Below are 22,069 nucleotides of genomic sequence, written 5' to 3'. Positions count from 1 at the left end.
CGACGCGCTGGGATGAGGCGAGGGTTCGTCACGGGGGGTCCGGTCGACGGGACCGGCTGCTGCGCGGTGGCCCACCGGGGGTGTCGTGGAGGCGTTACGAGCCACTGACCCGACGACGGTCGGCGGCCGGTACCGGCTGCTCGGGCGCCTGGGCAGCGGCGGGATGGGCGTGGTGTACCTCGGGCGTTCGCCGGGCGGTCGGCTGGTCGCCGTCAAGTGCGTGCACCGGGAGCTCGCCGCCGACCCGGAGTTCCGGCGACGCTTCGCCCACGAGCTGGAGGCCGTACGGCGGGTCGGCGGGTTCCACACCGCCCAGGTCGTCGACGCCGACCCGGGCGGTGACCCGCCGTGGCTGGTCACCGCCTACGTTCCGGGGCCGTCCCTGGCCGAGGCGGTCGCCGCCCACGGCCCGCTGCCGGAAGCGTCGTTGCGCGTCCTCGGGGCGGGGCTGGCCGAGGCGCTGGACGCCATCCACGCCGTCGGCCTGATCCACCGGGACCTCAAGCCGTCGAACGTGCTGCTCGCCGACGACGGGCCGCGCGTCATCGACTTCGGGATCGCCCGCGCGCTGGACGGGACCGCGATCACCCGGACCCAGGTCGTCGTCGGCACGCCCGGCTACATGGCGCCTGAGCAGATCGCGGGCGGCGCGATCGGGCCGGCCTGTGACGTGTTCAGCCTCGGCCACGTGCTCTGCCACGCTGCCGGGTGCGCGCCGTTCGGGCACGGTGCAGCGCAGGTGATGCTCTACCGGGTCCTGCACACCGAGCCGGATCTCGGCGGCGTCCCGCAGGCCCTGCGCCCGGCGATCGCCGCCTGTCTGGCGCGCGATCCCGCCGACCGGCCCACCCCCGCCGAGTTGCTGGACCTGTTCGGGCCGGCCGCGCACGACGCACCCGCCGGGGCGTGGCTTCCGGCGCAGCGGCGGGCGGCTCCGGCCCACCCCGGACCCCCGCCGATCGGGCCACCGAACGGCCCGAACGACCGCACCCGTACGGCGGTCACCGAGCTCCGGCAGGCTCCCGACGCCCCGCCGCCCGGTGGCGGGAAGCACCGGCTCCGCTGGCTGCCGGTGCCGCTCGCCCTCGTGCTCGTCGCCGCCGCCGTCTGCGTCCGCCTCTTCGTGATGACCGGCGGCTCCGGGCCGCCGGACTGCTTCCCGTCCGGCGGCGCCCCGGCCGACTCCGCGCCCCCGGCCAGGGTGACCAGCGTGCCCGCGGGAACTCCGCACCCGCCCGAGCCCACCGGGCCCGCCGACCGGACGGTCATCGAGCTCGGCCAGTCGGTCACGCTCAGCTGGGACCACGCCGCCGCGGTGTCGCGCGTCTTCACCGGGCTGGGCGACGACGCCCCCCGCTACACCGCCTGGCTGAGCTCCGCCGCCTGCACGTTCACTCCCACCGCCGCCGGGCTGTACCGGTGGGAGGCGAGCACCGCGAACGCCGCCGAAGGACAGACCGGCAGCGCGTGGTCCGAGGACCGGTTCCTGTTCGTCAGGGCGAAGGGCTCCTCCACGCCCGACCCCGGGCACGACACCCCGGCCGTCCCCCGCCTGCTGGCCCCGGCGGACCAGACCGTGGCCAAGGCCGGCCGGCCGGTCTCGCTGAGCTGGACGGCGAGCGGCTTCTCCTCCCACGCCTCGGTGCTGTCGCCCGACGGGACCTGGCAGAACATGCCATGGCAGGACGCGTCGACCTACCTGTACACCCCGCCCTCGCCCGGGATCTACGTCTGGAGCGCGTTCACCGAGGCCAAGGGCGGCTGCGACGGCGGGACCTGCGCCAGCGGGGCGAGCGCGCAGCGGTACCTGATCGTGGAGTGAGGTCCCCACGGCCTTCGGCCACTACTTGAGGAACGCCGCCCCGGCGAAGAGCCGGGCGGAGTTGGTGCGGTCGATGGCGGCGCGGGTGGTGTCGGGGAGCGGGTGGTCGGCGACGTACGCGGGCACGCCGGGCACGCCGGGGACGCCGGGGACGCCGGGGCCGGGCAGTTGCGAGGGGTGGACCAGGGCGACGGCCTCCCGTCAGCTGGTTCTCCGGCACCGAGGCTGCCCGCCTCGTCTCGCGGCGCGCCAGTGATCCCGCCACGTCCGGATCGTGAAGTTCTCACGCTCCCGTCCGGGGGGATCCCGGTTGTCCGGTAGGCCGCTCCAGGAGACGAACTTGTTCGTTACGAACCTGTTCGTTACCGTGGAGGAACGGGAGGCGAACCCACGCCGACCGACACGGACCGACACCGACCCAAGGAGTGGCCATGACCGTCCAGCACGTTCCCGTCGCCGTCATCGGAGCCGGGCTCGGGGGCCTCGTGCTCGCCCGGGTCCTGCACGTCCACGGCATCCGGGCCGCCGTCTTCGACCTGGAGCCCTCACCCGAGGCCCGCACCCAGGGCGGCCTGCTCGACATCCACGACGACTCCGGCCAGCAGGCCCTGCGCGACGCCGGGCTGCACGACCGGTTCCTGGCCCTGGTCCACGCGGGCGGCGAGGCCCTGCGGGTGGTGGGACCGGACGGCGCCGTCCGGTTGGAGCAGGAGGACGACGGCACCGGCGGCCGCCCCGAGGTCGACCGGGGCCGCCTGCGCGACCTGCTGCTGGACTCCCTGCCCGCCGGCACCGTCCGCTGGGGCCGGAAGGTGGTCCGCGCCCACGCGCTGGGCGACGGCCGCCACCAGGTCGCCTTCGCCGACGGCACGGCCGTCACCACGGACCTGCTGGTCGGGGCGGACGGCGCGTGGTCCCGGATCCGGCCACTGCTGTCCGACGCCCGGCCCGCCTACACCGGGATCTCCTTCGTCGAGGCCGACCTGCACGACGCGGACACCCGGCACCCCGAGGCGGCCGCCCTGGTCGGCGGCGGGTTCTTCCTCTCCGTGGCCGAGGGTCGCGGCTTCCTCGCCCACCGCGAGGGCGACGGCAGCATCCACGTCTACACCGCCGTCCGGGCCGGCGAGGACTGGCTGGACGGCATCGACACCACCGCCCCCGACACCGCCAAGGCGGCCGTGCTGGCCGGCTTCGACGGCTGGGCCGACGGCCTGCGGGCCCTGCTCGCCGACGCCGACGGCGACCTGGTCCCGCGCCGGATCCACGCCCTGCCCGTCGGCCACCGCTGGGACCGCACCCCCGGCGTCACCCTGCTCGGCGACGCCGCCCACCTGATGTCCCCGTTCGCCGGCGAGGGCGCCAACCTCGCCATGCTCGACGGCGCCGAACTCGGCAAGGCCCTCGCCCACCACCCCGGCGACCCCGAGGCCGCCCTGACCACCTACGAGCGCGCCCTCTTCCCCCGCAGCGAGGCCTCGGCCGCCGCCTCCGCCGCCAGCCTGGAGCTGATGTTCGGCCCCGACGGCCTCCAGGGCCTGCTCGACCAGTTCGCCGCCCCGAACCAGCCCGCCCCGCCGGCCGGCCGGTAGCAGCGGCGCCGTTTCGGCGAACTAGTTCGTCACGAACACGGTCGCTAGGCTGGCCGGTATGACGAGCTCCCCCTCCCGACCCCGCAGCCGCCGCGAGCGACCGGCGAAGCCCGCGCTGAGCCACGAGGCGATCGTCGCCGCCGCCGTACGGGTGCTGGAGGCGGAGGGCCTGCCACGGGTGACCATGCGGCGGCTGGCCCAGGAGCTGGACACCGGGCCGGCCTCGCTGTACGTGTACGTGGCCAACGCCGCGGAACTGCACGCCGCGATCCTGGAGGAGTACCTCGGGGAGGTGGACCTGAGCCCGGTGACGGCGGCCGGGGACTGGCGCGAGCGGTTGGCCGCCGTCCTCGACTCCTGCACCGGGGTGCTGCTCCGGCACCCGGCGCTCGCCCACGCCGCACTGGTGGCGAGGCCGTCCGGGCCGCACTACCTGGCCCTGGTGGAGGCGGTCCTGGCACTGCTGCACGAGGGCGGGGTGCCGGACGGGCAGGCGGCCTGGGGCGTGGACGTGCTGCTCCAGGTGGCCACCGCCACCGCCGCCGAGCAGTCCGCCCGGCAGGGCGAGCAGGCGGAGCGGGAACAGGCCGCGCTCACCGACGCGCTCCGCGCGGCGCCCGCCGCCACCTACCCGAGGATCGCCGCGCTCGGGGACGACCTGGTCTCCGGGGCGCCGGAGGACCGGCTGTCCTGGATGTTCCGGGCGGTCGTCAACGGCACGCGCACGACGCCCCGACCCGCCTGACCCCAGCCGCCCACCGCGCCCCGCCCGAGCTCGGACCCACCCGACCTCGGACCCTCAGGCGCCCGCCGCGGCCGCCTCGGCGAGGGCGTCCAGCACCGGGCGGATCAGCGGGTGCCCGTCGGCGCCGGCCCGGACGGCGGCGAAGACCCGGCGGGTGGCGAGTTCGCTGTCCACCGGCCGGACGGCGATCCGGCCGAGGTCGACGCCGCGCAGCGCCGAGCGCGGCACGAGGGCGACGCCGGCGCCCGCCGAGGCGAGGGCGACGACGGCCCGGAAGTCGTCGGAGGAGTGCACCAGGCGCGGCTGGAAGCCGGCGTGCTCGCAGGCGAGCAGGACGACGTCGTGGCAGGGGTTGCCCGGGTAGGGGCCGATCCACCGTTCGTCGGCCAGGGCCGCGACGGCGAGCGGACCGCGGTCGGCGGCCAGCGGGTGGCCGAGCGGCAGCACCGCCTCGAACGGCTCGGCGTACAGCGGGACGCGGGTGAGCCGGGCGTCGTCGGCGCGCGGGGCGCCCCGGTACTCGACGGCCACCGCGAGGTCGGCCCGGCCGTCGAGGACCATCGGCAGGCTGGCGTCGCCCTCCGCGTCCAGCACCTTGAGCCGCACCCCGGGCGCCTGCGCGGCCAGCAGCCCGATCGCCGGGGCGAGGACGAGCGCGATGCCGGTGGCGAAGGAGGCGACGGTCACCTCGCCGGAGACGCCCGCGCTGTAGGCGGCGAGGTCGGCCTCGGCGCGCTCCAGCTGGGCGAGCACGGCGTCGGCGTGGCCCAGCAGGATCTCCCCGGCGGCGGTCAGCCGCACCCCCCGGCCCTCGCGGGCGAGCAGGTGGTGGCCGGTCTCCTGTTCCAGGGCGGCCAGCTGCTGGGAGACGGCGGAAGGGGTCAGGTAGAGGGCAGCCGCCGCGGCGGTCACGGTGCGGTGGTCCGCCACGGCCCGCAGGGTCCGCAGCCGTCGGGCGTCGATCACAGGCCAATTCTGCCAGCGTGCCGGGGTCAGCCGGACCGGGCCCGGAGCCGGGGCGGGGTCCGGGCCCGGTTCCGCGTAAGGGGCGATACGACCAGTGGCGTATTTCCGGACGAGATCGCTTCGCCCGGTTGACCACCCGGCCCGGGCGACGATTGGCTCTTCCCGAGCCGGGCCGCGGGGGTGACGAGGGCCCGGCGCCGTCATCAGGGGAGGATCTCCATGACCACCGCACGAACCCGCCGTTGGCTGGCCCGGACCGCCGGCGTCCTGGTGGCCGCCGCCGTGGCCGGGGCCGCGATGCCAGCCGCCGAGGCCCGGCCGCTCAAGGGCGACACCTCCCGGGTGAGCGAGGGGCCCAAGGGCGAGCAGCTCGACGGCACCTCGTCCGCGCTCGGGCTGAGCGCCGACGGCCGCTCCGCGCTGTTCACCTCGACCGCGACCAACCTGCTGCCCGGGGCCGGCACCCCGAACTCGGACGAGGTCTACGTGCGGGACCTGCGCAACGGGCACGTCGAGCGGGTCAGCGTCGCCGCCGACGGCTCCAAGCTGGACGCCGCCACCAACCAGGCCTCGATCAGCGGCGACGGCCGGTACGTGGCGTTCAGCACCGCCGCCACCAACGTGCTGCCCGGCCAGCCGAAGCACGGCAACGACGTCTTCGTCCGCGACCGCTGGACCGGCCGCACCGAGCTGATCACCGCCCCCGGCTCGGCGAGCACCGACGACCAGAGCATCCGCACCGCCGACAGCCCCACCCTCAGCTGGGACGGCCGCTTCGTCGCCTACGCCTCCAGCCGCACCGACCTCGCCCCGGGCGTGAAGCGCGGCAAGAACAACATCTACGTCACCGACCGCTGGACCCACACCACCCGGCTGGTCACCTCCGGCACGGAGGGCGAGGGCGCCGACAACAACTCCTTCAGCCCGACGATCAGTGCGGACGGCTCGACCGTCGGTTTCGGCTCCCGGGCCGGAAACCTGCTCCCGGGCACCCCGGCCCCGGCCGCCGACCCGACGCCGGGCGCCGGGTCACCCCAGCTGGCCGGGCCCAAGTTCTACCCGTACTACGTCTGGAAGGCCGGCACCGGCAAGATCGCCGGCGCCAGCCTGGACGACACCGGGGCGCTGAGCGACGGCGGACGCGACGGCCGGATCAGCCCGGACGGCCGCTACGCGATCTACAGCCTCCCGGTCTTCATCGGCGGGGCGCCCGCCCCGGCCCACGGCATCCGGATGGACGTGTACGTCCACGAGCTGGCCACCGGCAAGATCACCAAGGTCAACACCGACCTGCCGGGCACCACCGCCAAGTGGTCCTCCTCCGGTGGCGTCATGACGCTCGACGACCGCTGGGTCTACTTCGACTCCGCCGCCGAGAACCTCGTCCCCGACGACACCAACTCCGCCAGCGACATCTTCCGCCGCGACCTGTGGACCGGGCGGATCGAGCGGATCAGCCTCACCCGGAGCGGCGGGCAGAGCACCGCCTCCTCCTACGGCCCGTACGTGGACGCCACCGGCGACACGGTGATCTTCGACGCCTCGGACGGCGACCTGGTGCCGGGTGACACCAACACCTTCCTGGACGTCTTCCTGCGCCGCCTGTGACGTCCTGACTCCCCTGCCGCATACGTCCGTTGACGTATTTTCGGCCGAGATCACCCGTGGGCGTTGACCACCGGCCCTCCCGACGATTGGCTCTCCCGAAAGCCCGTCGCCGGGAGGGAGCCCGGCCGGGCGACCCCCGGGGAGGCAGACGTCATGACACGCAGCACCCGTACCACCCGCAACCGGTGGCTGGCCGGCGGCGGCAGCATTCTCGCGGCCACCGCCGTACTCGCCGTGACCGCCGCACCCGCCCAGGCCGACCGGGCCCACCGGGCCCACCGGGCGCCGCGCGGCACCGTCCAGGTCAGCGTGGGGGTGAACGGCGCCGCGCCGGACAACCAGTCGTGGAGCCAGGCGATCAGCGCCGACGGCCGCTACGCCCTGTTCACCTCCTGGGCCACGAACCTGGTGTCCCAGCCCGCGAAGAGCGCCCGCGACGCCTACGTCCGCGACCTGAGGACCGGCCGCACCGAGCGGATCAACCTGGCCGCCGACGGCAGCGCGCTGAACGGCTTCACCGACAACGTCGCGATCAACGCCGACGGCCGCTACGTCGCCTTCGACAGCGACGCCGAGAACGTGGTGCCCGGCATGCAGGTCCAGGGGCGCGACGAGGTGTACGTCCGCGACCGGAGGACCGGCCGCACCGAGCTGATCAGCGGCGGGCTCACCGGCACCGACACCGACAAGTTCCACGCCTCCTACGCGCCCTCGATCAGCGCGAACGGCCGCTACGTGGTCTTCGGCTCCAGCCGGAAGGACCTCGTCCCCGACCTCCAGGGCGACGCCCCCTCGCTGGCCAGGCCCTACACCTGGGACTACAACATCTACGTCACCGACCGCTGGACGGGGAAGACCAAGCTGGTGACCCGCGGCGTGGACGGCAAGCCGGGCGACGGCATGTCCCTCCACCCGACGATCAGCGCGGACGGCCGCACCATCGGCTTCACCTCCATGGCCGGCAACCTGCTGCCCGCCGACCAGACCCCCGCCCCGGCCGCCGGGGGCGCCGCCGCCCCCGCCGACGTGGAGCTGGCCCCGGGCATCGCCCCGGCCCTGCCCCACAGCGCGCAGAAGGGCATGGCCCAGCCGAACCTGGCCCGGCCGGTGACCGCCCCCTACTACACCTACGACGTGGAGTCCGGCCGGATCTCCGCCGCCAGCCTCGACCTCGACGGCAAGCTCGGCGCCCCGAGCTTCGACGCGACGATCAGCCCCGACGGGCGGCGCGCGATCTACGCCCTGCCCGAGCCCGGCGGGTCGACCGGCGGCCACCGGTTCCACACCGTGCTGTACGTCCGGGACCTCAGGAAGGGCACCGTGACGAAGATCAGCGGCGGCCTGCCCGGCACCACCTCGGTCGGCTCCTCCGACCACGCCCGGATCACCGCCGACAACCGCTGGGTCTACTTCGCCTCCGCCGCCGACAACCTGGTGGCGGGCCCGCAGCACCCGGGCTGGGACGTCTACCGCCACGACCTGCGCACCGGCCGCACCGAGCGGGTCGCCACCGCCGCGGACGGCTCGCTCGGCAACGGCTCCTCGACCGACCCGGTCGTGGACGCCCGCGGCCGCACGGTGGTGTTCAGCTCGACCAACGGCAACCTGCTCGCCGGCCCCGGCGGCCCGGCGAGCACCGACTCCCAGGTCTTCGCCCGCGCCACCGCGCACCACGGCCACGGCGACGACCAGGACCAAGGCCAGGACCAGGACAGCGACGACTGACCGTCAACCGCCGCTCGCACCGTGAACCGCGAACGGGGGCGGGACGTCGGCCGGGCCGGCATCCCGCCCCCGAAGCGGGAGGGTGGGGCAGATGGTTGGTGGGCCGTGCGGTGGGGGCGGATCGATGCGCCCCCACCGCACGACGATGGTGAGCCCGCGGGCCGGTCCGGTTCCGAGCGGACCGGCCCGCGGGCAGCTCATGGGGCCGCCGCCTCACCGACCGCCGGGCTACTCGCCCAGCGCGGCGCGCGCGTCGACGAAGGCGGCGACGGCGCGCTCGACGTCCTCGGTGGAGTGCGCGGCGGACAGCTGCACCCGGATCCGGGCCTGGCCGTGCGGGACCACCGGGAACGAGAAGCCGATCACGTACACGCCGCGCTCCAGCAGCAGTTCGGCGAGCCGGCCGGCCTTGGCCGCGTCGCCGATCATCACCGGGGCGATCGGGTGGTCGCCCGGCAGGATCTCGAAGCCGGCCTCGGTCATCCTGCTGCGGAACAGCGCCGTGTTGGCCGCCAGCCGCTCGCGCAGCTCGTTGGACTGCTCGACCAGGTCGAGCACCTTCAGCGAGGCCGCCGCGATCACCGGGGCGAGCGAGTTGGAGAACAGGTACGGGCGGGAGCGCTGGCGCAGCAGGGCGACGATCTCCCGGCGGGCGGCGACGTAGCCGCCGGAGGCGCCGCCGAGCGCCTTGCCGAGGGTGCCGGTGATGATGTCCACGCGGTCCATCACGCCGTGCAGTTCGGGGGTGCCGCGGCCGCCGGGGCCGACGAAGCCGACGGCGTGCGAGTCGTCGACCATGACCATGGCGCCGTAGCGGTCGGCCAGGTCGCAGATCTCGCGCAGCGGGGCGACGTAGCCGTCCATCGAGAACACGCCGTCGGTGACGATCAGGCGGCGGCGGGCGTCCTGGGTCTCCTTGAGCTGCTGCTCCAGGTCGGCCAGGTCGCGGTTGGCGTAGCGGTGGCGGCGGGCCTTGCTGAGCCGGATGCCGTCGATGATGCTCGCGTGGTTGAGCGCGTCGGAGATGACGGCGTCGCGGTCGTCGAGCAGGGTCTCGAAGACGCCGCCGTTGGCGTCGAAGCAGGAGGAGTACAGGATGGTGTCCTCCTGGCCCAGGAAGGCCGAGAGGCGGTCCTCCAGTGCCTTGTGGACGTCCTGGGTGCCGCAGATGAAGCGCACCGAGGCCATGCCGTAGCCCCAGCGGTCCAGCGCGTCCTTGGCGGCGGCGAGCACCTCGGGGTGGTCGGCCAGGCCGAGGTAGTTGTTGGCGCAGAAGTTCAGCACCTCACCGGGGCGGCCGCCGCCGGTGACGGTGACCGCGGCGCTCTGCGGGGTGCCGATGACCCGCTCGGGCTTGAAGAGCCCGGCCTCGCGGATCTCGTCGAGGGTGGTGGCGATGTCGGCGCGCACGTTGTCGAACACTGCGGACTCCTAACGAGGACGAACGGGGGGCTCAGGCGGTCCAGTCGAGGATGATCTTGCCGCAGCGTCCGCCGGCGGCCTCGTCGAAGGCGGCCGCGAAGTCGTCGGCGGCGTACCGGCCGGTGATCACCGGGGCGAGGTCCAGCCCGCCCTCCAGCAGCACGGACATCGCGTACCAGGTCTCGAACATCTCGCGGCCGTAGATGCCCTTGATGGTGATCATCGAGGTGACGACCGAGGCCCAGTCGACCGGGAACTGCTCGGCGGGCAGGCCGAGCACGGCGATCTTCCCGCCGTGGGTCATGTTGGCGATCATCGACTGCATCGCCTCGGGGCGGCCGGACATCTCCAGGCCGACGTCGAAGCCCTCGCGCAGGCCGAGCTTCTGCTGGCCCTCCTCGATGGTGTGCTCGGCGACGTTCAGCGCCAGCGTGACGCCGACCTTCCGGGCCAGGTCGAGGCGGTACGGGGAGACGTCGGTGATCATCACGTTGCGGGCGCCGGCGTGCTTGGCGACGGCGGCGGCCATGATGCCGATCGGGCCCGCGCCGGTGATCAGCACGTCCTCGCCGACCAGCGGGAAGGAGAGCGCGGTGTGGACGGCGTTGCCGAACGGGTCGAAGATCGCGGCCACGTCCAGGTCGACCGGCACCCGGTGCACCCAGACGTTGGAGGCGGGCAGGGCCACGTACTCGGCGAAGGCGCCGTCCCGGCCGACGCCGAGGCCGACCGTGTTGCGGCACAGGTGGCGGCGGCCGGCCTGGCAGTTGCGGCACTTGCCGCAGACCAGGTGGCCCTCGCCGCTGACCAGGTCGCCGACCGCGATGTCCGCGACGCCGGCACCGATCTCGGCGACCTCGCCGACGAACTCGTGGCCGAGCACCAGCGGGGTCGTGATGGTCTGCTGCGCCCAGCCGTCCCAGTTGCGGATGTGCAGGTCGGTGCCGCAGATGCCGGTCCGCAGCACCTTGATCAGCACCTCGCCGGGGCCGATCTCCGGCTTCGGGACGTCCACCAGCCAGAGCCCGGGCTCGGCCTTCTGCTTGACGAGTGCCTTCACGGGCGTCGGCTCCTGACGTGCGAGTGGGGCGGCCTTCGCGGGTGGGCAGGCCGAGTGGCCCCGGTGTGGCCGTTCCTGGCGGACGCGATCCGGGCAGGCAGAAATCTGCCTGGTGAGGGTGGGTTCGGTCCATCGAGGAATTCTTAAGGGCGGCCACAGCTGGGCTAAACGATCGTGCCCGAGCCGGGGCCGGGGACGGGTGCGGCGTGCCGGTGCTCACCTGTTCGGCCGAGCGCGAGCCCGCTTCCGCGACACCAACCCCCCAGTGGGCAGTGGTCCTTGACAGCACGAGAGGCGATATGCGCCAGCCGGCTGGGGCAGTCGGCTGACCGCCGGTCCGTTCGGGTCAGCCCTGCGGCGGTCGACGAGCGGGGCCGCACCGGCGGTGCTTACGGTGGCGGCGCTCCCCCGTCGGCCTCGTGGAGCAGCGCTCCGGGGCCGTCCGCCGCAGAGAGGCGCCTCGACCTATGACCACGCTCCGACGGCCACATCCGGCCGCGTCCCGTTCCACCCGCCGAGCGGCCTGCGCCGCCCTGGCGCTGACCGGCCTGCTCGCGACCGCGGCCTGCTCCGGCGGGTCACCGCCGAAGCAGGCCGGCGGCGCGGCCCTCACCGCCGAGCCCGCCGCGCTCAGCCCGTCCGCGTCGGGCTCCAGCGCCGGTTCGGGCGCCGCGAGCGGCTCGGCGAGCGGCTCGGCCGGCGCGGTGGTGCCGCTGACCCCCGACGTCGCCAACCAGCTGGACGCCGCGATCAAGCAGGTGCTGAACCAGACCTCCACCCCCGGCGTGATCGTCGGGATCACCACCCCCGACGGCAGCTACCAGCGGGCCTTCGGCCAGGCCGACAAGTCCGCCGGCACCCCGATGTCGCCCGACCTGAACATGCGGATCGGCAGCGAGACCAAGACCTTCACGGCGACCGGCGTGCTGCGGCTGGTCGACCAGGGCAAGGTGGGCCTGGACGACCCGGTCTCCAAGTACGTGGACGGCGTGCCCGGCGGCGACAAGATCACCATCCGCCAGCTCGCCGGGATGCGCAGCGGCCTGTTCCCGTACACCTCCGACCCGGACTTCGTGAACGCGCTGATCAGCGACCCGAACCGGGTGTTCACGCCCGACGAGCTGCTCGCCTACGGGTACAAGCACCCGGCGAACTTCCCGCCGGGCAGCAAGTTCCAGTACAGCAACAGCAACTACATCCTGCTCGGCAAGGTCATCGAGAAGGCCGGCGGGGAGCCCGTGGACCAGTTCCTCAAGGACCAGGTGTTCAGCCAGGCCGGACTGAACGGGACGGTCTTCCCGACCGACGCGACCTTCCCCGACCCGCACGCCCGCGGCTACACCGACCAGACGCCCAACGGCCAGACCACGGACGCCACCGACTGGAACCCGTCCTGGGCCTGGTCGGCCGGGGCGGTCATCTCCAACCTCACCGACCTGCAGAACTGGTCGAAGTCCCTGGCCACCGGCTCCCTGCTGAAGCAGGACACCCAGTCCCAGCGGTTGAAGACCCAGCCGACCGGGGACCCCGGCGTCGGCTACGGCCTCGGGCTGTTCAACAACAACGGGTGGATCGGGCACAACGGCTCGCTGCCCGGTTACGAGACCGTGGCGGTGTACCTGCCGCAGTCCCAGGCCACCCTGGTGGTGCTGCTCAACACCGATGTGCCGTACCGGGGTTCGGAGCCGTCCTCGCTGCTCGCGAAGGCGATCACGCAGATCGTCTCGCCGAAGAACGTCTACTCGATCCCGCCGGTGAACAACACGGCCTCGCCGTCGGCCTCGTCCTCGGGGTCCGCGTCGCCGTCACCCTCGCTCTCGCCCTCGGGGTCGGCCTCGTCCCCGGCCTCGTCCGGCGCCCCGGGGTCCCCCTCCGGCGCGCCGTCCACGGTCAACGCCTGAGCACCAGACCGACCGGGCGCCTGAGCGCCAGACCGCTTGAGGCCCGGCCCGGATCACCGGGCCGGGCCTCCGAGGTGTCGTCAACTGCCCAGCACGCGGGCCAGATCGTAGGAGACGGGCTCCTCCAGCTGCGCGTAGGTGCAGCTCTCCGGCGTGCGGTCCGGCCGCCAGCGGCGGAACTGCGCGGTGTGCCGGAAGCGGGTGCCCTCCATGTGGTCGTAGGCGACCTCGACCACCCGCTCGGGGCGCAGCGCGACCCAGGAGAGGTCCTTGCCGCCGGTCCACCGGCTGACCGCGCCCGGCAGCCGGCCCTCGGCGTGCGCCGCCTCGTCCGCCCAGCCGCCCCACGGGTGGCGGGAGAGGTCGGCCATCCGCAACGGGGCCAGTTCCTCGGCGAGTTCGCGGCGGCGGGCCATCGAGAACGCGGCGCAGACGCCGACGTGCTGGAGCCGGCCCTCGGCGTCGTTGATGCCCAGCAGCAGCGAGCCGACCACCGGGCCGCTCTTGTGCTCGCGGTAGCCGGCCACCACGCAGTCGGCGGTGCGCTCGTGCTTGATCTTGAACATGGTCCGCTCGCCCGGCCGGTACGGCTGGTCCAGCGGCTTGGCCACCACGCCGTCCAGCCCGGCGCCCTCGTACTCGGCGAACCAGGTCTGCGCCACGTCCCGGTCGGTGGAGGCGGGGGCGGTGAACACCGGGTCGCGGGCGGCGCCGAGCGCCGTCTCCAGGGCCGCGCGGCGCACCGACAGCCGCTCGTCCAGCAGCGCGACGTCACCGAGCGCGAGCAGGTCGAAGGCGATGAAGGAGGCGGGCGTCCGCTCCGCCAGCAGCCGCACCCGGCTCGCCGCGGGGTGGATGCGCTCCAGCAGTTCCTCGAACCGCAGCCGGCCGTCCCGGGCGATCACCACCTCGCCGTCCAGCACGCAGCGCGGCGGCAGCTCCCGCCGCAGCGCGGCGACCAGCTCGGGGAAGTACCTGGTCAGCGGTTTGCCGGTGCGACTGCCGAGCTCCACCTCGTCGCCGTCGCGGAACACGATCGTCCGGAAGCCGTCCCACTTGGCCTCGTACTGCATCCCCGGCGGGATCTTCGCCACCGACTTGGCGAGCATCGGCGCCACCGGCGGCATCACGGGCAGGTCCATGGCTCCGATCCTCGCGCGCACGGCCGGAAGCCGCGCGACGAAAGGGCGCAGGGCGAAGAGGGCGCACGCCGAAAAGACGCGCGCGGGGCACGGCGCCCTTAGCGTGAGGGGCATGGGCTCAGCCGTGGAACTGGATGTCGCCGGGCGCAGCGTCCGGCTGTCGAACCCGGACAAGGTGTACTACCCCGAGCGCGGCTTCACCAAGCTGGACGTCGCGCAGTACTACCTGGCCGTCGCCGACGGGGTGCTGCGCGGACTGCGCGACCGGCCCACCACCCTGCAGCGCTTCCCGGACGGCGTGGACGGCGAGTTCTTCTACCAGAAACGCGCCCCCAAGGGCCTGCCGGACTGGCTGCCCACCGCCCGGATCAGTTTCCCCAGCGGCCGCTCCGCCGACGAGATCTGCCCCACCGAGCCGGCCGCCGTGCTGTGGGCCGCCAACCTGGGCTGCCTCACCTTCCACCCCTGGCCGGTCCGCCGCTCCGACACCGAGCACGTCGACGAGCTGCGCATCGACCTCGACCCGCAGCCCGGCACCGACTTCCACGACGCCGTCCGCGCCGCCCACGAACTGCGCGCGCTGCTGGAGGAGTACGGGCTGCGCGGCTGGCCCAAGTCCTCCGGCGGGCGCGGCCTGCACGTGTACGTCCCGCTGGTGCCCGAGTGGACCTTCACCGACGGCCGGCACGCCGTGATCGCCCTCGGCCGGGTCCTGGAGCAGCGGATGCCCGGGCAGGTCACCACCGCCTGGTGGAAGGAGGAGCGCGGCGAGCGGATCTTCGTCGACTACAACCAGATGGCCCGCGACCGCACCATCGCCTCCGCCTACTCCCTGCGCGCCCGCCCGCGCGCCACCGCCTCGACCCCGCTGCGCTGGGAGGAGCTCGACGACGCCTCCCCCGAGGACTTCGACCTGCGCACCGTCCCCGCCCGCTTCGCCGAACTCGGCGACCTGAACGCCGAGATGGACGATCGGGCGTACCGCCTGGACGGCCTGCTGGAGCTGTACGACAAGCAGCTGCGCGACGAGGGCCTCGGAGAGCTCCCGTACCCGCCCGACCACCCCAAGGCGGCCGGCGAGCCGACCAGGGTGCAGCCCAGCCGGGCCCGCAAGACGTAGGCCCTGTCCGGCCGATCTCGCCGGGCTCACACCCCCGTCATGGCCAGCACGAACCAGAAGACGCCGCCCAGCACCATCAGGGTGAACAGCAGGACGCCCACGACCGCGCCGGAGAGCAGCAGCCCCCGGCCGACGCGCCGCGCGCGCAGGCCGACGCCGGTCAGCAGCACGCCCGCCACACCCGGTGCCAGGGCCAGCGCCAGCAGCATCACCGTCCGCGCCACCTCGGCGTCCGACACCAGGTGGCACTCGTCGCCCTCGCACACCGCCCAGACGCCCTCGCCGACCGGCGCGCCCGCCCGCATCCTGGCGTGCTCGTGCGCCGGGCCGCCGCCGTCCGGGCGGAACACGCCCCGGCAGTCCGAAGGAGGCGGGCCGTCCTCGTTCGCCGGGATCAGACACCGCTCCGCGCGGAACGTCCCGGGCGCCCCCACCAGCCCGGCCGCCTGCCCGAACTGCCGCACCGGCCCGCCCACCAGCCATCCGGCCAGCAGCACCAACAGCACCCCGGCCGCCACCGGCCCCCACCGCCGCACCGCCACCCCCATCGGCTCACCCCCGCTGGGGTGACGCCACCGACGGCCGGACGGTTGCACGGGCGGCCTGGCGGGCGGCCCTCCCGGCCCAGGTGTCAGCCGACCCGGGCGCCCTCCGGCGCCAGCTCGGCGATGATCCGGACCGCCTCCGCGAGCTGCGCGTCCGTCAGGTCCCCGCGCGCGGTGAGCCGCAGCCGGGACACCCCGTCCGGGACGGACGGCGGGCGGAAGCAGCCGACGGCGAGCCCGGCCCGCCGGCAGTCGGCGGCCCAGGCGACGGCGGCCTCCGCGCCCGGGGCGCGCACCGACACCACGGCCGCGTCCGGCTCGCAGGCCCGGAGCCCGGCGGCGGTCAGCCGGGCCGCGAGGCCGCGGGCCACCTCGCGGGTGCGGTCGGCGCGGTGCGGCTCGGCGCGCAGCAGGCGCAGGGCGGCGAGGGCGGCGGCGACGGCGGCCGGGGCGAGGCCGGTGTCGAAGATGAAGGTGCGGGCGGTCTCGGTGAGGTGGCGGATCACCCGGCGCGGCCCGAGCACGGCGCCGCCCTGCGAGCCGAGCGACTTGGAGAGCGTGACGGTGGCGACGGTGTCCGGCTGCCCGGCGAGCCCGGCCGCCGCGAGCGCCCCGGCGCCGCCGGGGCCGAGGACGCCCAGCCCGTGCGCGTCGTCGACCAGCAGCGCGGCGCCGTGCGCCCGGGCGGCGGCGGACAGCCCGGCCAGCGGGGCGGCGTCGCCGTCCACCGAGAACACCGAGTCGCTGACCACCAGCGCCCGCCGCTGCGTCCGGCGCTCCAGCGCCTCCCGGACGGCCTGCGGGTCGCTGTGCGGGGCCCGGTGGACGTCCGCGCGGGCGAGCCGGCAGCCGTCGATCAGCGAGGCGTGGTTGTAGGCGTCCGACACGATCAGCGTGTCCGGGTCGGTGAGCGCGGTCAGCGCGGCCAGGTTGGCGGTGTAGCCGGAGGAGAACACCAGCGCCGCCTCCACCCCGCAGAACGCGGCGAGCTCCTCCTCCAGTTCGGTGTGCAGCGCGGTCGTCCCGGTCACCAGCCGCGACCCGGTCGACCCCCCGCCCCAGCGCAGCGCCGCCTCGGCGGCCGCCTGCGTCACCGCCGGGTGCCTGGTCAGCCCCAGGTAGTCGTTCCCGGCCAGGTCGAGCACCGGGTCCTGCGCCGCGCGGCTGCGCAGCCGACGCGTCAGCCCGGCCTCGGCCCGCAGCTCGGCGGCCTCGTCGAGCCAGTCGAAGACGGCCGCCGGGGCCAGGTCGGTGGTGTGCGTTGCGGACGCGAGCGGTTGGACCATGCCCGGCACTCTGGCACGGCGCCGCCGCCGCGATCAATGGGCGGCCGCGCACAGCTTCGCGGCCGCCGGTGCAGCGATCCGGACAGTCCCGGGGCGGGTGCCGGCGGAGGGCGGGCTTTGCCCGGGGTGGCGGCGAGCAGGCAAGATAGCCGGGTGACCCTCCTTGATCTGATGCCGAAGCCCGCCACGCCCGATGCGCTGTACGAGACCTTCGCCGCGTGGGCGGAGGAGCGCGGGATCACGCTGTACCCGGCGCAGGAGGAGGCACTGATCGAGCTGGTGTCGGGGAACAACGTCATCCTGGCGACGCCGACCGGGTCGGGCAAGAGCCTGGTGGCGGCGGGCGCGCACTTCGCGGCGCTGGCGGAGGGGAAGCGGACGTTCTACACGGCGCCGATCAAGGCGCTGGTGTCGGAGAAGTTCTTCGACCTGGTCAAGATGTTCGGCACCGAGCAGGTCGGCATGATGACCGGCGACGCGAGCGTGAACCCGACCGCGCCGATCATCTGCTGCACGGCCGAGGTGCTGGCGCAGATCGCGCTGCGCGACGGGCTCCGGGCGGACGTCGGCCAGGTGGTCATGGACGAGTTCCACTTCTACGCGGAGCCGGACCGCGGCTGGGCCTGGCAGATCCCGCTGCTGGAGCTGCCGCAGGCGCAGTTCCTGCTGATGTCGGCGACGCTCGGCGACGTGCGCCGCTTCGAGGAGGACCTGACCCGCCGGACGGGCCGCCCGACGACGGTGGTGCGCAACACGACCCGCCCGGTGCCGCTGTTCTACGAGTACCGCCGCACCACGATGCACGACACCCTGGAGGAGCTGCTGCAGACCGGCCAGGCGCCGGTCTACGTGGTGCACTTCACGCAGAAGGAGGCGGTGGACCGGGCGCAGTCGCTGATGAGCATCAACATGTGCTCGAAGGCGGAGAAGGACGCCATCGCCGACCTGATCGGCGGCTTCCGCTTCACCACCAAGTTCGGCCGCAACCTGTCCCGTTTCGTGCGCCACGGCATCGGCGTGCACCACGCGGGCATGCTGCCGAAGTACCGCCGGCTGGTCGAACGCCTGGCCCAGGCGGGCCTGTTGAAGGTGATCTGCGGGACGGACACGCTGGGCGTCGGGGTGAACGTGCCGATCCGTACGGTGCTGTTCACGGCGCTGTCCAAGTACGACGGCAACCGGGTGCGGATCCTGCGCGCCCGCGAGTTCCACCAGATCGCCGGGCGGGCCGGCCGGGCCGGGTTCGACACCGTCGGACAGGTGGTGGCGCAGGCGCCCGAGCACGTGATCGAGAACGACAAGGCGATCGCCAAGGCCGGGGACGACCCGAAGAAGAAGCGCAAGGTGGTGCGCAAGAAGGCGCCGGAGGGCTTCGTCGGCTGGACCGAGGAGACCTTCGACAAGCTGATCGGCGCCGACCCGGAGCCGCTGGTCTCCCGCTTCAAGGTGAGCCACGCGATGCTGCTGTCGGTGATCGGCCGCCCCGGCAACGCCTTCGAGGCGATGCGCAAGCTCCTCACCGACAACCACGAGGACCGCGCGGCGCAGCGCCGGCACATCCGCACCGCGATCGCGATCTACCGCTCCCTGCTGCAGGGCGGCGTGGTCGAGCGGTTGCCGGAGCCGGACGCCGAGGGCCGGATCGTGCGCCTGACGCTCGACCTCCAGGAGAACTTCGCGCTCAACCAGCCGCTCTCCACCTTCGCCCTGGCCTCCTTCGAGCTCCTCGACCCGACCTCGCCCTCGTACGCGCTGGACGTGATCTCGGTGGTCGAGGCGACCCTCGACGACCCGCGCCAGATCCTCGCCGCGCAGCAGAACAAGGCGCGCGGCGAGGCCATCGGCGAGATGAAGCGCGACGGGATCGAGTACGAGGAGCGGATGGAGCGGCTCCAGGAGATCACCTACCCGAAGCCGCTGGAGGAACTGCTCACCCACGCGTACGAGGTGTACCGCCGGGCGCACCCGTGGATCGGCGACCACGAGCTGAGGCCGAAGTCGGTGGTCCGCGACCTGTACGAGCGGGCGATGACCTTCTCGGACTACGTCGGCTTCTACGAGCTGGCGCGCACCGAGGGCATCGTGCTGCGCTACCTGGCGAGCGCGTACAAGGCGCTGGAGCAGACCGTCCCCGAGGACGTGAAGACCGACGACCTGAAGGACGTCATCGCCTGGCTCGGCGAGCTGGTCCGCCAGGTCGACTCCAGCCTGCTGGACGAGTGGGAGCAGCTGGCCAACCCGACGGACCCGCAGGCCCCCGAGGTGACGCTGGACGACAAGCCGGCGCCGGTGACGGCGAACGCGCGGGCGTTCCGGGTGCTGGTGCGCAACGAGTTGTTCCGCCGGGTCGAGCTGTGCGCGCTGGAGCACTACGAGGAGCTCGCCGAGCTGGACGGCTCGTACGGCTGGGACGCGGACCGCTGGGCGGACGCCATGGACGGGTACTGGGAGGAGTACGACGACCTCGGCACCGGCCCGAACGCGCGCGGCCCCAAGATGCTGATCATCGAGGAGGAGGACTCCGCCTGGAAGGTCCGGCAGATCTTCGACGACCCGGAGGGCGACCACGACTGGGGCATCAGCGCCGAGGTCGACCTGTACGGCTCGGACGAGGAGGGCCGGGCGGTGCTGCGGGTCACCGCGGTGGACCGACTGGGCGGCTGACGGACCGTCAACCCCGGCTTCGAAGTCGCCGGCCCCCGGAGCGGGGGGGGCCGGCGAGGCGTCACATCCAGACGAACGGCGCGCCCGCCGCGTAGGAGAGCGCGCGGGTCGCCTCCTCCAGGGTCTGCTCGGCGCTGGGCGCCGGGCCCGACGATGTCGCGGCCGGGGTGGACGGGGCGCCGGGGCCGGGCGTGCGGGCCTCGCTGAGCCGGGAGCCGGTCACCGTCACGTAGTGCCCGACCGCCTCGACCCGCGGCTCGGCCGACTTGGGCGCGCCGGACGACGGCGCGGGGGCGGTGTTGGCGTCCGGAAGGATGAAGGCGAGTGCGCCGGGCTTGCCGCGCAGGGTGTCGGCGGCCCGGGTGGCGGCGGCCTGGTCGCCGAAGCGCAGGACGGTGACGCTGCTGAGCACCGGGCGGTCGACGCCGGAGAAGCTGACGATCAGGTAGGCATGGCAGCCGCTGTCCCGGAACAGCTCCTGGGTGCGGTCCTGCAGGACCTCGGCGCAGTTCTCGCCCTGCCGGATGGCGCCACGCCGGGCCTTGTACCCGGCGGCCTCGACCGGCCGCTGGGCGGGGAAGAGGCTGTCGGCATTGAGGCCCTCGGAGTCGGTGTGCGGCGGCGGGGTGCCGACCACCGGGGGCGTCCTGGCCGCATCCTTGGTGGACGGGCCGAGCCCGGGTATGTAGTCGCCGGGCATCGGGCGGGTGATGATCCATCCGCCGGCGGCCACCACTCCCACCACGACGACCCAGCCCACCGCCCGGCGGGCCGTCAACCGCCTGCCCCTGCCGCCGCCCCGACTACCGATCAGGTCCGTGCCCGCGCCGGCGGGGGCCCCGCCGGTCCGCCGCACTGCCTGGCCGTTCTGGCCCTCTCCCGGAGTCGGGGTGCGCTCCCCCTGCGTGGTCATGGCGCAGATTCTAAGCAACCGTCGGGTGGCGTGGATCACTGGGTGGGCGGTTGCCGGTCACCGCCGCGCGCGGGCGTCCGCGACCGTCCGGCACGCGTACCGGCGACCGCCCTGCGCCGGCCTCCCCGGCCCTTCGCCGCGACCACCGCCTACCGGCCGGTAACCTCCGATTCGTACCGGCGTCAAGCTCGTGACCAGCGGCGACACCGTGAGCTTCGACACTGTGGCAAGTGGCACATCCTTCCGCCGATCTTCTGGCGGGTTTCCTCTGGCGCCATTCAAGCGCCACCAGGCAGGATCGGCCCCATGGATCTGCTCGATACCCTCACCGCCAAGGGCCTGCGCGGCGAAGTCCCGACCCGCGAGGAGGCGCTGGCCGTCCTCGCCACCACCGACGACGAGCTGCTGGACGTCGTCGCCGCGGCCGGCAAGGTCCGCCGGAGGTGGTTCGGCCGGCGCGTGAAGCTCAACTACCTGGTGAACCTCAAGAGCGGGCTCTGCCCGGAGGACTGCAACTACTGCTCGCAGCGGCTGGGCTCCAAGGCCGAGATCCTCAAGTACACCTGGCTCAAGCCCGACCAGGCCGCCGAGGCGGCCCGGGCCGGGGTGGCCGGCGGCGCCAAGCGCGTGTGCCTGGTCGCCAGCGGCCGCGGCCCGACGGACCGTGACATCGACCGGGTCACCGACACCATGGCCGCCATCCAGGAGGCCGACCCCGAGGTCGAGATCTGCGTCTGCCTCGGCCTGCTCTCCGACAACCAGGCGGAGCGGCTGAAGGCGGCCGGCGCCGACGCCTACAACCACAACCTCAACACCTCCGAGAAGACCTACGGCGACATCACCACCACCCACACCTACGCGGACCGGGTGGACACCGTGAAGAAGGCGCACGGCGCGGGCCTGTCCGCCTGCTCCGGCCTGATCGCCGGCATGGGCGAGAGCGACGAGGACCTGGTCGACGTGGTGTTCGCGCTGCGCGAGCTCGGCTCGGACTCCGTCCCGGTCAACTTCCTGATCCCGTTCGAGGGCACGCCGCTCGCCAAGGAGTGGAACCTCACCCCGCAGCGCTGCCTGCGCATCCTGGCGATGGTCCGCTTCGTCAACCCGGACACCGAGGTGCGGATCGCCGGCGGCCGCGAGGTGCACCTGCGCTCGATGCAGCCGCTCGGCCTGCACCTCGCCAACTCGATCTTCCTCGGCGACTACCTGACCAGCGAGGGCCAGGCCGGGCAGACCGACCTCGACATGATCAAGGACGCCGGGTTCGAGGTCGAGGGCGCCGGCGAGGCCACCCTGCCCCGCCACCGCGCGGACGTCGCGGCGGCCTCCTCCGCCGCGTCGGCTTGCGGCACCGCCGCGTCGGCCTGCGGCAGCGGCGGCGGCTGCGGCCCGTGCGGCGGGCACGCGCACGCCCCGGCCTCGGAGGACACCGCTGCGTCGGCCGCGGAGGACGCCGACGCCTCGGACGGGGAGCTGCGCAGCGACCTCGTCAAGGTCCGGCTGCGCGGCGCCGGCACCGAACTCGCGCCCAATGCCTGATAGTTCTGGAGACTGACGC

General features: G+C 74.0%; 16 protein-coding genes. 9 read left to right on the top strand and 7 right to left on the bottom strand.

The window, feature by feature from the left end; all coding sequences use genetic code 11:
* The first annotated feature begins 85 nt into the window (after positions 1 to 85).
* The 3 genes from ACIOGZ_RS23650 to ACIOGZ_RS23640 all read left to right on the top strand — a co-directional run bounded on the left by ACIOGZ_RS23650 (position 86) and on the right by ACIOGZ_RS23640 (position 4,159).
* Positions 86 to 1,822 carry a serine/threonine-protein kinase gene (locus tag ACIOGZ_RS23650; RefSeq protein WP_400987130.1) on the top strand — a complete coding sequence of 579 codons (1,737 nt, stop codon included), beginning with the start codon at positions 86 to 88 and terminating at the stop codon, positions 1,820 to 1,822.
* A 431-nt stretch (positions 1,823 to 2,253) separates the two neighbouring features.
* Positions 2,254 to 3,414 carry an FAD-dependent oxidoreductase gene (locus tag ACIOGZ_RS23645; RefSeq protein ID WP_400987128.1) on the top strand — a complete coding sequence of 387 codons (1,161 nt, stop codon included), beginning with the start codon at positions 2,254 to 2,256 and terminating at the stop codon, positions 3,412 to 3,414.
* Between the two features lie 58 nt (positions 3,415 to 3,472).
* A complete protein-coding gene (locus ACIOGZ_RS23640) occupies positions 3,473 to 4,159 on the top strand; it encodes a TetR/AcrR family transcriptional regulator C-terminal domain-containing protein (RefSeq protein WP_363588867.1) in 687 nt (228 codons plus the stop codon).
* A gap of 54 nt (positions 4,160 to 4,213) precedes the next feature.
* Here ACIOGZ_RS23640 and ACIOGZ_RS23635 read toward each other — a convergent pair whose 3' ends face one another.
* A complete protein-coding gene (locus ACIOGZ_RS23635; protein WP_400987126.1) occupies positions 4,214 to 5,125 on the bottom strand; it encodes a LysR family transcriptional regulator in 912 nt (303 codons plus the stop codon).
* 219 nt (positions 5,126 to 5,344) lie between these two features.
* Here ACIOGZ_RS23635 and ACIOGZ_RS23630 point away from each other — a divergent pair, with 219 nt between their 5' ends.
* Positions 5,345 to 6,733, top strand: coding sequence for a TolB family protein (locus ACIOGZ_RS23630; RefSeq protein WP_400987124.1), 1,389 nt, complete (start codon positions 5,345 to 5,347; stop codon positions 6,731 to 6,733).
* Between the two features lie 153 nt (positions 6,734 to 6,886).
* On the top strand, positions 6,887 to 8,458 hold the full coding sequence (locus ACIOGZ_RS23625) for a TolB family protein (protein WP_400987122.1): 1,572 nt from the start codon (positions 6,887 to 6,889) through the stop codon (positions 8,456 to 8,458).
* Positions 8,459 to 8,686: 228 nt separating this feature from the next.
* Here the strand turns inward: ACIOGZ_RS23625 and ACIOGZ_RS23620 are convergent, their stop codons facing one another.
* Together ACIOGZ_RS23620 and tdh are read right to left on the bottom strand one after the other, a co-directional pair.
* Entirely contained in the window at positions 8,687 to 9,880 is a 1,194-nt protein-coding gene (locus ACIOGZ_RS23620) for a glycine C-acetyltransferase (protein ID WP_400802855.1), read from the bottom strand.
* A gap of 31 nt (positions 9,881 to 9,911) precedes the next feature.
* Positions 9,912 to 10,940, bottom strand: coding sequence for an L-threonine 3-dehydrogenase (gene tdh, locus ACIOGZ_RS23615; RefSeq protein ID WP_363586714.1), 1,029 nt, complete (start codon positions 10,938 to 10,940; stop codon positions 9,912 to 9,914).
* A 467-nt stretch (positions 10,941 to 11,407) separates the two neighbouring features.
* Between tdh and ACIOGZ_RS23610 the strand changes: the two genes are divergently transcribed.
* Positions 11,408 to 12,841 carry a serine hydrolase domain-containing protein gene (locus tag ACIOGZ_RS23610; RefSeq protein ID WP_363586713.1) on the top strand — a complete coding sequence of 478 codons (1,434 nt, stop codon included), beginning with the start codon at positions 11,408 to 11,410 and terminating at the stop codon, positions 12,839 to 12,841.
* Positions 12,842 to 12,921: 80 nt separating this feature from the next.
* Here ACIOGZ_RS23610 and ACIOGZ_RS23605 read toward each other — a convergent pair whose 3' ends face one another.
* Positions 12,922 to 13,983: an ATP-dependent DNA ligase gene (locus ACIOGZ_RS23605; protein ID WP_363586712.1), complete on the bottom strand. Its 1,062-nt coding sequence runs from the start codon at positions 13,981 to 13,983 to the stop codon at positions 12,922 to 12,924.
* Positions 13,984 to 14,095: 112 nt separating this feature from the next.
* Here ACIOGZ_RS23605 and ligD point away from each other — a divergent pair, with 112 nt between their 5' ends.
* The gene (gene ligD / locus ACIOGZ_RS23600) at positions 14,096 to 15,103 is read left to right on the top strand and encodes a non-homologous end-joining DNA ligase (RefSeq protein WP_363631113.1); all 1,008 of its coding nucleotides are present in this window, start codon (positions 14,096 to 14,098) and stop codon (positions 15,101 to 15,103) included.
* A 26-nt stretch (positions 15,104 to 15,129) separates the two neighbouring features.
* On the opposite strand, the gene ACIOGZ_RS23595 is transcribed toward ligD, so the two are convergent.
* Positions 15,130 to 15,651, bottom strand: a complete 522-nt coding sequence (locus ACIOGZ_RS23595) for a hypothetical protein (protein ID WP_400987119.1) — start codon at positions 15,649 to 15,651, stop codon at positions 15,130 to 15,132.
* 83 nt (positions 15,652 to 15,734) lie between these two features.
* Positions 15,735 to 16,934 (bottom strand): 8-amino-7-oxononanoate synthase, encoded by a 1,200-nt coding sequence (locus tag ACIOGZ_RS23590; protein ID WP_363586709.1) that lies wholly within the window; start codon positions 16,932 to 16,934, stop codon positions 15,735 to 15,737.
* A 171-nt stretch (positions 16,935 to 17,105) separates the two neighbouring features.
* Here ACIOGZ_RS23590 and ACIOGZ_RS23585 point away from each other — a divergent pair, with 171 nt between their 5' ends.
* Entirely contained in the window at positions 17,106 to 19,598 is a 2,493-nt protein-coding gene (locus tag ACIOGZ_RS23585) for a DEAD/DEAH box helicase (protein ID WP_400987233.1), read from the top strand.
* A 61-nt stretch (positions 19,599 to 19,659) separates the two neighbouring features.
* Here the strand turns inward: ACIOGZ_RS23585 and ACIOGZ_RS23580 are convergent, their stop codons facing one another.
* Complete coding sequence (locus tag ACIOGZ_RS23580) at positions 19,660 to 20,511, bottom strand: hypothetical protein (protein ID WP_400987117.1); 852 nt, start codon at positions 20,509 to 20,511, stop codon at positions 19,660 to 19,662.
* A gap of 306 nt (positions 20,512 to 20,817) precedes the next feature.
* Here ACIOGZ_RS23580 and bioB point away from each other — a divergent pair, with 306 nt between their 5' ends.
* Positions 20,818 to 22,050, top strand: coding sequence for a biotin synthase BioB (gene bioB, locus ACIOGZ_RS23575; protein ID WP_400987115.1), 1,233 nt, complete (start codon positions 20,818 to 20,820; stop codon positions 22,048 to 22,050).
* Positions 22,051 to 22,069 lie beyond the last annotated feature (19 nt).

Origin of the sequence: Kitasatospora sp. NPDC088160, assembly GCF_044741445.1 — a bacterium.
GTDB lineage: Bacteria > Actinomycetota > Actinomycetes > Streptomycetales > Streptomycetaceae > Kitasatospora.
This window is presented reverse-complemented; position numbering and strand designations above follow the sequence as displayed.

What these genes read in the sequence shown, in the direction of transcription:
- ACIOGZ_RS23645 (WP_400987128.1), top strand. Translation starts at nt 2,254, where the DNA reads ATGACCGTCCAGCACGTTCCCGTCGCCGTCATCGGAGCCGGGCTCGGG.
- ACIOGZ_RS23640 (WP_363588867.1), top strand. Translation starts at nt 3,473, where the DNA reads ATGACGAGCTCCCCCTCCCGACCCCGCAGCCGCCGCGAGCGACCGGCG.
- ACIOGZ_RS23630 (WP_400987124.1), top strand. Translation starts at nt 5,345, where the DNA reads ATGACCACCGCACGAACCCGCCGTTGGCTGGCCCGGACCGCCGGCGTC.
- ACIOGZ_RS23625 (WP_400987122.1), top strand. Translation starts at nt 6,887, where the DNA reads ATGACACGCAGCACCCGTACCACCCGCAACCGGTGGCTGGCCGGCGGC.
- ACIOGZ_RS23610 (WP_363586713.1), top strand. Translation starts at nt 11,408, where the DNA reads ATGACCACGCTCCGACGGCCACATCCGGCCGCGTCCCGTTCCACCCGC.
- ACIOGZ_RS23605 (WP_363586712.1), bottom strand. Translation starts at nt 13,983, where the DNA reads ATGGACCTGCCCGTGATGCCGCCGGTGGCGCCGATGCTCGCCAAGTCG.
- ligD (WP_363631113.1), top strand. Translation starts at nt 14,096, where the DNA reads ATGGGCTCAGCCGTGGAACTGGATGTCGCCGGGCGCAGCGTCCGGCTG.
- ACIOGZ_RS23595 (WP_400987119.1), bottom strand. Translation starts at nt 15,651, where the DNA reads ATGGGGGTGGCGGTGCGGCGGTGGGGGCCGGTGGCGGCCGGGGTGCTG.
- ACIOGZ_RS23590 (WP_363586709.1), bottom strand. Translation starts at nt 16,934, where the DNA reads ATGGTCCAACCGCTCGCGTCCGCAACGCACACCACCGACCTGGCCCCG.
- ACIOGZ_RS23585 (WP_400987233.1), top strand. Translation starts at nt 17,106, where the DNA reads ATGCCGAAGCCCGCCACGCCCGATGCGCTGTACGAGACCTTCGCCGCG.
- ACIOGZ_RS23580 (WP_400987117.1), bottom strand. Translation starts at nt 20,511, where the DNA reads ATGACCACGCAGGGGGAGCGCACCCCGACTCCGGGAGAGGGCCAGAAC.
- bioB (WP_400987115.1), top strand. Translation starts at nt 20,818, where the DNA reads ATGGATCTGCTCGATACCCTCACCGCCAAGGGCCTGCGCGGCGAAGTC.